The sequence below is a fragment of the Aeromonas sp. R10-2 genome (genome assembly GCF_040908445.1).
In the GTDB taxonomy this organism is placed as follows: domain Bacteria; phylum Pseudomonadota; class Gammaproteobacteria; order Enterobacterales; family Aeromonadaceae; genus Aeromonas; species Aeromonas veronii.
Map to the genome: position 1 here is coordinate 1 of NZ_JBFODS010000053.1, position 9,758 is coordinate 9,758.

Annotated in this window: 7 protein-coding genes and 1 pseudogene; all 8 read right to left on the reverse strand. The window is 50.7% G+C overall.

Features of this window, described 5'->3' with window-relative positions; translation table 11 throughout:
• Nucleotides 1–279 (reverse strand): transposase (locus AB5Y97_RS11495; RefSeq protein ID WP_368157254.1); only part of this gene is annotated, 279 nt, incomplete at its 3' end.
• 46 nt (nucleotides 280–325) lie between these two features.
• Entirely contained in the window at nucleotides 326–1,363 is a 1,038-nt protein-coding gene (locus AB5Y97_RS11500; RefSeq protein WP_368157945.1) for a hypothetical protein, read from the reverse strand.
• A gap of 10 nt (nucleotides 1,364–1,373) precedes the next feature.
• A complete protein-coding gene (locus AB5Y97_RS11505) occupies nucleotides 1,374–2,246 on the reverse strand; it encodes a TnsA endonuclease N-terminal domain-containing protein (protein ID WP_368157947.1) in 873 nt (290 codons plus the stop codon).
• A 440-nt stretch (nucleotides 2,247–2,686) separates the two neighbouring features.
• Nucleotides 2,687–3,460: a M48 family metallopeptidase gene (locus tag AB5Y97_RS11510; protein WP_368157949.1), complete on the reverse strand. Its 774-nt coding sequence runs from the start codon at nucleotides 3,458–3,460 to the stop codon at nucleotides 2,687–2,689.
• Between the two features lie 4 nt (nucleotides 3,461–3,464).
• A complete protein-coding gene (locus AB5Y97_RS11515) occupies nucleotides 3,465–6,779 on the reverse strand; it encodes a type I restriction endonuclease subunit R (RefSeq protein ID WP_368157951.1) in 3,315 nt (1,104 codons plus the stop codon).
• A 2-nt stretch (nucleotides 6,780–6,781) separates the two neighbouring features.
• Entirely contained in the window at nucleotides 6,782–8,320 is a 1,539-nt protein-coding gene (locus tag AB5Y97_RS11520; RefSeq protein WP_024946116.1) for a hypothetical protein, read from the reverse strand.
• Between the two features lie 13 nt (nucleotides 8,321–8,333).
• Nucleotides 8,334–8,996 carry a restriction endonuclease subunit S gene (locus tag AB5Y97_RS11525; RefSeq protein WP_270694296.1) on the reverse strand — a complete coding sequence of 221 codons (663 nt, stop codon included), beginning with the start codon at nucleotides 8,994–8,996 and terminating at the stop codon, nucleotides 8,334–8,336.
• 87 nt (nucleotides 8,997–9,083) lie between these two features.
• Nucleotides 9,084–9,758, reverse strand: a pseudogene (locus AB5Y97_RS11530) (ISAs1-like element ISAs12 family transposase); the annotation flags it as partial.

Consider the following 9,758-nt stretch of genomic DNA (forward strand, 5'->3'; position numbering starts at 1 on the left):
TATCTGCTCCGGGCTCCACCACCAGGCGAGTGTCAGCTCGACAAACTGGATGACATCGGCAGATAGCCGAGATTTGGCCGCACTGGCCCGTCGGTGGGTGGCGTGCTGATGCGCATTGTCTGGCTGGTAGCCCTGCGGCCCGGCGTTACGACGCAGCTCCCGGTAGAGGGTGGAGCGATGAACGCCAATGGCGCGTGCGGTGGCAAGGATGGACATCCCCTGTGCGCGAAGCACCGATAACTGGTATCGTTGCCCCTCGGTCAACTGCTGATAGCTCATGGTGATACTGCTTTTACTTTGGCGAGCATAAGGGTACCACCAATCATCAGTTGGCCACCTCTCGCCATTCATCCATGAGTGTCGCACTTATTATCTGAATTCCCGCAACACTATAGATTACAGGTCGTCCTATACTGACTAGTTCATCTTTGCTGTAGGAATATCGAATATATATATCTGCAATAGTACTATCAATTTCGTAGCGCGATGCCGGTCCTCGGAGTCCCGCTCTCGCGAGCCCGGGCTTGCCGGCGTAATCTCGATCATAATTTATACTACCTACCCGTTTTTTCAAAAACGTCAACTGATCAACATATTTAGTAAGCTGGCGCTTGAATGATTTGGGAGAAATAAGATAATTTCTGGGTAGTAACATTTTGAACGGTTCAGCAATATCCTCGTCCGGGGCTCCCATCGGGCGCAACTCTGTCGAAGCATACTCCATACAAAAATCCAAATACAACCGAGAAAGCTGGACTTCTGTCCCCGAGCGGATTTTCTTGGAGAAAAATACTATATTTTTAATGTCTTGTTGGGTAATGCCACGGTAAGATTTACCATAAATCGTTTCGCGCCCTCGTTTTGATGCAAGACAAACTTTCCCCTTTTCCAGCTCCAGGTATGTAGTAGGCAACTGGTGATTTTTGCCACATGCGAAGTAATTAGGTAATAGCGCATTTGGAATGCCACCACATCGGAAGTAGCGATTCAATTGACTAGTGACATACTTTTTACTTTTTCCTGAACGATCAATGAGTAGTTTCAAAATCCCGCTTGAGTCACCATATAGATAACGATGCCTCAGTTCATGATCGCTTATTAGGGGTTCAAGCGTAGCAAGTCCTTCATCACGTTTTTTTATCCAGCTTGGATTTAAGTTATTATCTGCTTCATAGATGATTTTTGGAAAATCATGATCTGCTATATGTCTACGCCCTTGAGAAATATCATTTTCAACTTCGTCAAGCGACAAGGTAAATGGCCGTTTCGGTGAAACGAGTAGCAATTCAGTTACAGCTAGCCGCATTGTATCCCAGCAGATATCAATGATCAGCAGCTCGGAACTATTTTTGGTATCAGACACGATCTTTTGGTTAACCCGCATTAGACCTCCGTATTACTGACAGAGGACGGTATAACTCGATTCGTTGTGTCAAATCGATATTCAAACGACCGGTATAAACCGCGTGCTGGAACAAACACTGCACCTGAAATTTATCAATATTAAGTTCATAGGCTACCTGATGAATTAACATCAGCAGCGTGGATAAAGGGGTTGCTATCATGTGGTGCCTAAACCGAACAATAACATTGGCATAAAATTCTGCCGAAACCTGAATCAGTTCAGCCTCATCAAAACATTCTCGTAGAAACTCTAAATTGTAAATAATGGTGGCGTCAAAACTCTTCTCTGTTATCAACACATGATCAATATTTTGAGTACGCCAATACTCAAGGGAAATTCGCTCTTTTGCCAATGTACGATTAACAACACGGGGGGATGTTATTTCTGGATCCAGCGCATCAGAATATTTGAAGCTATATGGACTCAATATATGCTTCCCTGCCTCCGTTTGCCGAATAATGACAAAATCCTGAGTCATAGTTTTGGCTGGGATGCGGCCACCATGATTACCTCGTTCTTTATAATTACCTGGATGGACAACGTTCAGAGAGGCAGCAATTTCTAGAGTTTGATGCAGTGGTAACGGATACTGTTCGAGAATGTCGATAACAGTTGGATCGCGTTCGAAATAGAAAAATGGTGCCCTCTCGCCACGGCTGAGAAGATGATGCTCACGACCCGTTTTGTGGCTAAATACAATCTGCCCCTGGCCGTAGGTGTGGGACTGCCGCACCGTGACCCAGGGGCGATACCCCGAAGCTTTGATGTCTCGGTTGTACCGTGCTGTTTTTGCGATCTCCGCATCGGTGACGATGGGCTGCTGAACCGTTTTTTGCTGCATGACTACTCCTACCTGACCTGCATACAACCTAGTAACTGGGCAGGGGGTCGTCAACCGCAATAGTGCACGTAAGGCGTTGTTTTTACTTATTTATTTTTATAAATAATAACTATCGACGCTATCATGGCAAAAATGCCACACTCAACAAAATTTCATTTTTTATCTTAAAAAACATATAGTTATAAAAAATCACATAAGCATACATAATCACGAATATTTATTTTTATAAATAATAAGTAAATGTTTTTTATTCCTTTTTTGACATAATAGGGTGGCGGATATAGAACATTATTCTGAAGCGATTGATGATTCCGCTCAGAAAAAATGTCCGTTTTTGGCTACAAAAGGCTCCATGCGAAGAGCAATCAATGCATCCACACCAAAAAATTCAGCCCGGCAAGGGGGCCTGCCGGGCTGCGGGTGACTGACGAGCAGATAACTCAGGTCAACAAGCGATTAGCCATGCCATCCAGCTTCGCTTTGGTCTTTTCCCAACCGGGCATCACCTGACTCATCAGCCGGTAAAAGTGCTCGCTGTGGTTGTGCTCGGCGATATGGCAGAGCTCGTGCAGGATCACGTAATCGATACACTCGCGGGGTGCTTTGACCAAATGTGGGTTGAGCGTGATCCGGCCATGGGGGGAACAACTGCCCCACTGTGTCTGCATAGTCAGGATGCGCAGTGCTGGTCTGCCCGTGACCCAGATGGCTTGATCCAGCATGGCGTTGAGGCGTCTGGCAAACACCTCTTTGGCACGGGCCTTGTACCAGTCTGCCAGCAGCTCACGAACTTTCTCGGCGCTACGTTGTCGAACCGACACCTCCAACTTGCCACGCAGCATTTTGACCCCCTGCACCGAATCAGGGGCTTCGATCATCTTGAGCAGGTACTGCTTGCCGAGGTAATAGTGGCTCTCACCGCTGATGTACTGGCGTGGGGTGACGTGCTCCAACTGCTGGCGAAAGTCGCGTAACTGTTCGTAGATCCAGCGTCCGCGCTGCTTGACCGCTGCGAGAACCGCATCATCAGCCGTCTCACGCGGGGCCGAGACCACGACGCGGCAATCGGGATGCACCTTGATAAGCACCTTGCCGCTAGCCTGTCTCCGTTGCACCCGCTCGAAGGCGATCCGCTCATCGCCGTAGCGAAAGCTAAAGGATGGAGCTGGAGCCTGGGGCTGAGCATCGCCCTTGACCCGAATAGGCACATTCATCTGATCAGACTCCGCTCAAGCCGACTCGGGTGATCTGCACCACCATCTCGACAATCTTCTTGGCCTGCTCCATACCACTGCCGATTGCTTTGCACTCCTGGAACATACGCGGCAGCAACTGCTTGCGAATACCCGCCTCGATGTTCTGCGGGTTGATGGAGTGCTCGGCCACCGATGCATCCACGACCGTATCGATCTCGAAGGCCAGCTTTATCCACTTCTCCTGTACCTGGCTGTCGGTAATGGCGAACACCTCCGGCAGTACCTTTTTAAACACCCCAAAGTAGGCCTGAGCGTGGCGATGCCCAGCAAAAGCGTCAGGAATCTCACTCAGGCGACGCTCCTGCACCTGCTCTTCGAACTCACGAAACAGCATGTACTGCTTGAGCGGGTGATCGAACAGCTTCTCCGCATCAAGGATGGCTTGGCGCAGCAGCTTGGAGAAGGCTTCCTGGGCGTAGGGGTCGTCGCATAGCTCCTGCTCAATCATGCGGGTGACGCGAGTCTTGATGATGTCGGTCTCGTTGCGGGTCTTGTTCTCGCTCCACTCTTCTGGCTGCTTTTGGCCCATCTTGCCGACTTCATAGACGCCGCCCGGCTCTTTAACCTCTACCCCGACCACATGCTTATCCAGCAGCTTCTTCACCTGTTCGGCATATTCGTCGTAGTCAACCTTCTCACCTGCATCCTGTTGCACCAGTTGGCGCAGGCTGGAGAGCTGTTTCACCGTCTCTTTGTAGTGGCGACGATCCGCCTCGCTAAAGGCGCTGTCCTCGAAAAAAGAGGCCGACTGCAACGCCACTTTCAGGCAACTGGCAAACGCCGTGAGAGCCTCGTAGAAGTCTTCTCGCACCTTGAGGTTCACATCCACCAGTTCGCCGTCCAGTTCCTCCATCTTGGGCACCAGCACTTGGCGCAGTTGCTCGATATCCTGCTTGTTCTTCACCCCGGCGAAGATGTTCCACAGGGTCTGGTAGAGCTGAGGCAGCCGCTTATATTCGGTGCCCATCTGGTTGTAGAGGCCTTTGAGATCGTCAACGTCATAGCCGCCTTGGGTGCGGGAAGCAAGATCCTGATACTTACCGATGGTGGTATCCAGCTCGGATAAGATGCCGCGATAGTCGATAAGCAGACCGAACTGCTTCTTCGGGTGCAGCCGGTTGACCCGCGCAATCGCCTGGATCAGGTTGTGCTCTTTGAGTGGCTTGTCGATATAGAGCACTGTGTTCTTTGGCTCATCGAAGCCGGTCAGCAACTTGTCCACCACGATCAGCAACTTGAGGTCGTCATCCTGATCGAAACGATTCACGACATGTCTGGTGTACGCCTGCTCATCCCCAGAACCAAAGAGAGCACCGACATTCTCCTTCCACCACTGGGTAACCAGCGGGGTGGTTGATTCATCGACCTCGGTGTTGCCTTCCCGGCTGTCGGGCGGACTCATCACCACCGCCGACTCGAACAATCCCGCCTCATCGAGATACTTTTTATAGAGCACCGCCGAGGCCTTGCTATCACAGGCCAGCTGGCCCTTGAGCCCCTCGACGATGTGGTTTGAAAAGTGACTGGCGATATCGAACGCAATCAGCTTGATGCGATCTTCCGCGCTGTAGATCTCGCCCTTGCGGGCAAATTTGCGTTTCAGATCGGCCTGCTGCTGCTCGTTTAACCCCTGGGTAATGCGCTCAAACCAGCTGTCGATGGCCCGCTCGTTGACCTCCAGATCGGGGATGCGCTCCTCGTAGAGCAACGGCGTCACCGTTTTGTCCTCGACTGCCCGCTGCATGGTGTAGGCATGGACGATGGGGCCAAACTTGTTGGTGGTCTTGTCATCCTTGAGCAGCGGTGTGCCGGTGAAGGCGACAAAGGCGGCATTGGGCAGCGCCTGCTTCATGCGTATGTGGTTCTCGCCCCCCTGGCTGCGGTGGCCCTCATCGATCAACACGATGAGATCCGGGCTCTTGTTGATGCACTCCGGCAACTTGGTGGCTGAATTGAACTTCTGAATAAGCGAGAAGATGATCCGCTCGCTGCCCTTACCGATCTGCTCGGCTAACCGCTTGCCCGACGTGGCCATGGCCGCCTCTTTATCTTTCTTGCCCGCGAGTTCACCGCTGGAGGCAAAGGTCTTGCTGAGCTGGCTCTCCAGATCCACCCGGTCGGTCACCACCAACAGGCGACACTGTTTCAAACTGTCGTGCAGGATCAGTGCCTTGCTGAGGAACACCATGGTGAACGACTTTCCCGAACCAGTGGTGTGCCAGATCACCCCACCTTCTCTCCCGCCATCTGGGCGTTTCTGGTTGATACGCTCGATCAACCGCTTGATGCCAAACACCTGCTGGTAACGGGCGACTATCTTGCCCGCCTTCTTGTCAAACAGGGTGAACAGGCGGGTCATCTCCAGCAGCCGCTCCGGGGAAAGCAGGCTGATGAGCAGCCGATCCTGATCGCTGACGGCCAGCTCGCCCGCCGCAACCAGGGACTGATACCAGTCGAGATCGGTGGCGGGTCTGTGGCCAAAGAGGGACGCAATCTGTTCAGGTAACAGCGGCTGGTTCTTGATGGCCGTCATCTCGCCATCACCGATGTCCTCCTCACGCCAGGCAGCCCAGAACTTCTCCGGCGTACCGCAGGTGCCATATCGCCCCTCGATACCGTTGATGGAGAGCAGCAACTGGCTGTAGGCAAACAGCAGCGGGATCTCGTCCGGGCGCTGGTTGCGCAGGCTTTGAGAGATCCCCTCCTTGATGGTCGGCCCTTTTTTGGCGTTGCCATCCGGGCGCTTGGCCTCGATCACCACCAAGGGCAAGCCATTGACGAAGCAGACGATATCCGGGCGACGCGACTCGATGCCCCCTGCGCGGGTAACCCGAAACTCTTCGGTAAAGGTAAAGCGGTTATTGTGCGGATTGTGCCAGTCAATGAGGGGGATGGTTGGGCTCACCTTCTTGCCATCAACAAACTCGGTGACGGACATGCCATAGAGCAAGTGGTTATAGAGCCGCTCGTTGGCCGCCTGCAATCCTTCATTCAGGGCCGGACTACACAGCTCGCTCACCAGATTGTCCACCGATTTGGCCGACAGTGGATAGGTCTTGCCCGCAAACACAAAGGTGCGCTCGGCCAGCACGCTGCGCAGTTGTTGGCGCAGCACCACCTGATCGGCCTTGTTATCCCTTGCGATAAGCGCCTGTTCGGGGGAGAGGAAAGTCCAGCCCAACTGGGTGAGCAGGGTCAAAGCCGGGATCTTGGCGCTGTACTCTTCCTGAAATTTAGGTGTTGACTGGGTCATCGCTGATACAGAAGTGTTCGCCACGATTATTCCTCTTGCAGAGCAGCAAAGACTTGATCCAGCCACAGGCGATCACCTTGAAGTCTTGTGCGATCATCTACGGGAATTACCGTCAATAAGTGGCTAAATGTATGAGAAATACGTAGCTTATTGCGTAACCGCCGTTTTTGATCTTCTGCGGTGCCATCCACACTCCTTGCAATGAGAATTAATTTCCGACCTTGGTTCTCTACCAGTTCACGGAAAAGCCCATTAATGTGGCTGTCGTCCTTGTTAAATCCGAAACCCACAACGACGATAGCATCAGACTCAGCATAAGCATCGAAAAGCCTGACGTACCGCCGTGACATGGCCACCGAAGTAAGAGGCTTAAGACCGCTTTGTGTCAGGATGAAAGGAACATGGATCTGACTGTTATCTACATCATCTGGGTTATCACAGGTAATGACAGCATTTTTATAAGGGTTGTAATAGTCATGCACACTGCCATTCAGATGAATTATTTCCGGCAGCGCTATGTCCATGCCACGGAAAACCTCGGCTAGCAGACTGTTGTAGTTGGCCGTACCGATGGCCGAGAATGTGTGATCTCCATCGAATGTAGCCAGGTCGTGGTAATAACCTTGAGCCGGGAGATCTTCTGCTGCTGGCGCTTGAGCACTAATGTAATCGCGGGCAATCTTGAGGAAAATAACCATGCGAGTGAACTTGGCCCACTCAGTGGATGGAGAAAATAGGTAGCGAAAATGATCATCTATCAGCTTCTGATAGTCGAGTACCGTCGTAAATAGGTTTTCCAGTACCTTTTGTGCTATTGCACAAAAGAGTGTTAGTGCTGTCGCCTCCTCGCCAATATCGAAATTTCGGTTCTCTTCCAACAACAGTTCCAAAGCTGTTGAGCCAATGCGATTGAACTCCAATCGGAACAGACCAGCAATGTCATCAAAGATAGGCAAATCATCCGGTGCCGCCTCAAACAGTTCTTGGTTCAGACGTTGTACAAGAGCTTGACCATGAGCCCCGACTAATAATTGTAAAAAGGATGAAACATACCTTTTCAAATCATCGTTGTGAGCCGATGCACGAACCACATCCAACATGGCTGAGTAATACTCAGATTCAAATAATCTTACATCTCTCGCCAATAATTCGTTAAGGCGAATATCGTGAGTGTATAAACGCTCACCTATGGTGGTGCCTGTCAGTTCTAAAAATACCCGCTCTAGTGTTGCCCTATTGATACCCAAGGCCAAAATAGCATCATCACACTCTTGATCAAAACGATTTAGACGGCAAATTATTTCGTCCCGATTGTATTCGATAGATGACTCGATAATGCTGGTAAACTCGTTACGTCCAAAAGCATAAATACTCTTACCAACATATCCTTGTGGTAGCCAGTCATTGGCATAAGGTGAACGTGAATCCAATGTACGAAGCTGGTCACGTAGTTCGGTCTTGTATTGACTTGGATCTTGACGAAAAAGGTCGATGGCGAATTTTCCACCACTAGGCAGACCATATCCGATTTCTGCTCCAGCACCAAAAAAGAAACCCAGCTTCATACTTATCACCTATTTAGTTGATTTTAACTCTACGCTTACCGGTCAGCAGTTGTTGCATCAGCGCCTGTTTCTCTTGCTTTAGGGTTGCGAGTTTTTGTTGCAAGATGGTTATTTCCCGATCAGCAACGGTCAGCACTGTGGCGATTTTTTGTTGTTCATCTAGTGATGGCAAAGGTACTTTCAGTGAGAAAAAATCTGTTGGTTTTACATTAAGTAGGCCATGAGCTCGGCCACCCTCATGTGCAATTTGTGAGAGCCCCTTATTTAGTAATCCAGATTCAAAATAGTGTTCCCAAAAATCACCATTTGCCTTGGTTGACTCAGATATTTCAAAGCAGATATACAAAGTGGTCACAACACCATCGGCGTAGCGATTGAGACGCTTAATCGCCCCCATCGGATAACCATTTGAATAGCTCTTGTTGTATGCAAACTGCCCTTTCATTAGCAAGAAGTAACCATCAAGGATGTCAGATGCGACTGATTTTTTAAAGAAATCCTCTTGACGGATTAAGCCCTGCTGTCCAGAGATAGTGACAACATTGGTACTTTTACCATCATTTTTGGTTGTCACTCTTTCAAATATTTTTGATAGCTTGTCTAGTTTCCACTCACCACAAAATCTCACACCCTTGTTATCCCGCAGGCGTTTTTTTCCGGTCAGTAGCTGCTGCATCAGCGCCTTTTTCTGCTGCTGGCTATTGGCCAGCAGTTGCTCGGTAGTGCTGATTACCCTATCCAGGGTGAGAGCGTGAACATTTTGTTAAATTTCACCCAGTTTTTTGAGACCCGCATTGAGTACCGTTTCCAGATATTCACTGCTCATTCCTGCGATTTTTTGCTTCCGTCTTACGCTCGCCTTGCGTGAAGTCTCGGCCCTGAGCATGTTCAGCCCCATGTGCCGGATGCACGCCAAAATCTCTGCGGCATCACCGCGATAAATCGGGCAATCATCCTCGCCCATCGTGACGTCCAGCACCCAGTGCAGGCTATTTTCGATGGCCCAGTGCCCACGCACCGCTCGCGCAAACTCATCCTGCACCAACGCTTTGGAACTGATGAAATAACGCTGCTCTATGGTAATTTTTTGCATATTTTCAACGCGATAGGAGATGGCCACGCCAATGCTGTGCAACTGTTTCCAATGAGGAAACTGGGCGGCCAACTCGCCCGCCGCCATGACATGGTACTCACGACCATCGATGCGGCCATGAGCCTTCTCAAGCGTCATCGTCTCTGCGCATAACGGGGTGGCCGCCAGCGGGGCGAGGGCCTGTCGAACCGCCTCGAACAACTTGGGTTGGTTGCCTTTGACGGCCAATAAGTAATCGCCACCTTGCTGAAGGATGGTCTCGGCGATCTCGGTCTGGCACCCCATCGCATCGATGGATACCAGGCAGCCTTTGATGTCGAGCAGCGCCAGCAACTCGGGAATAGC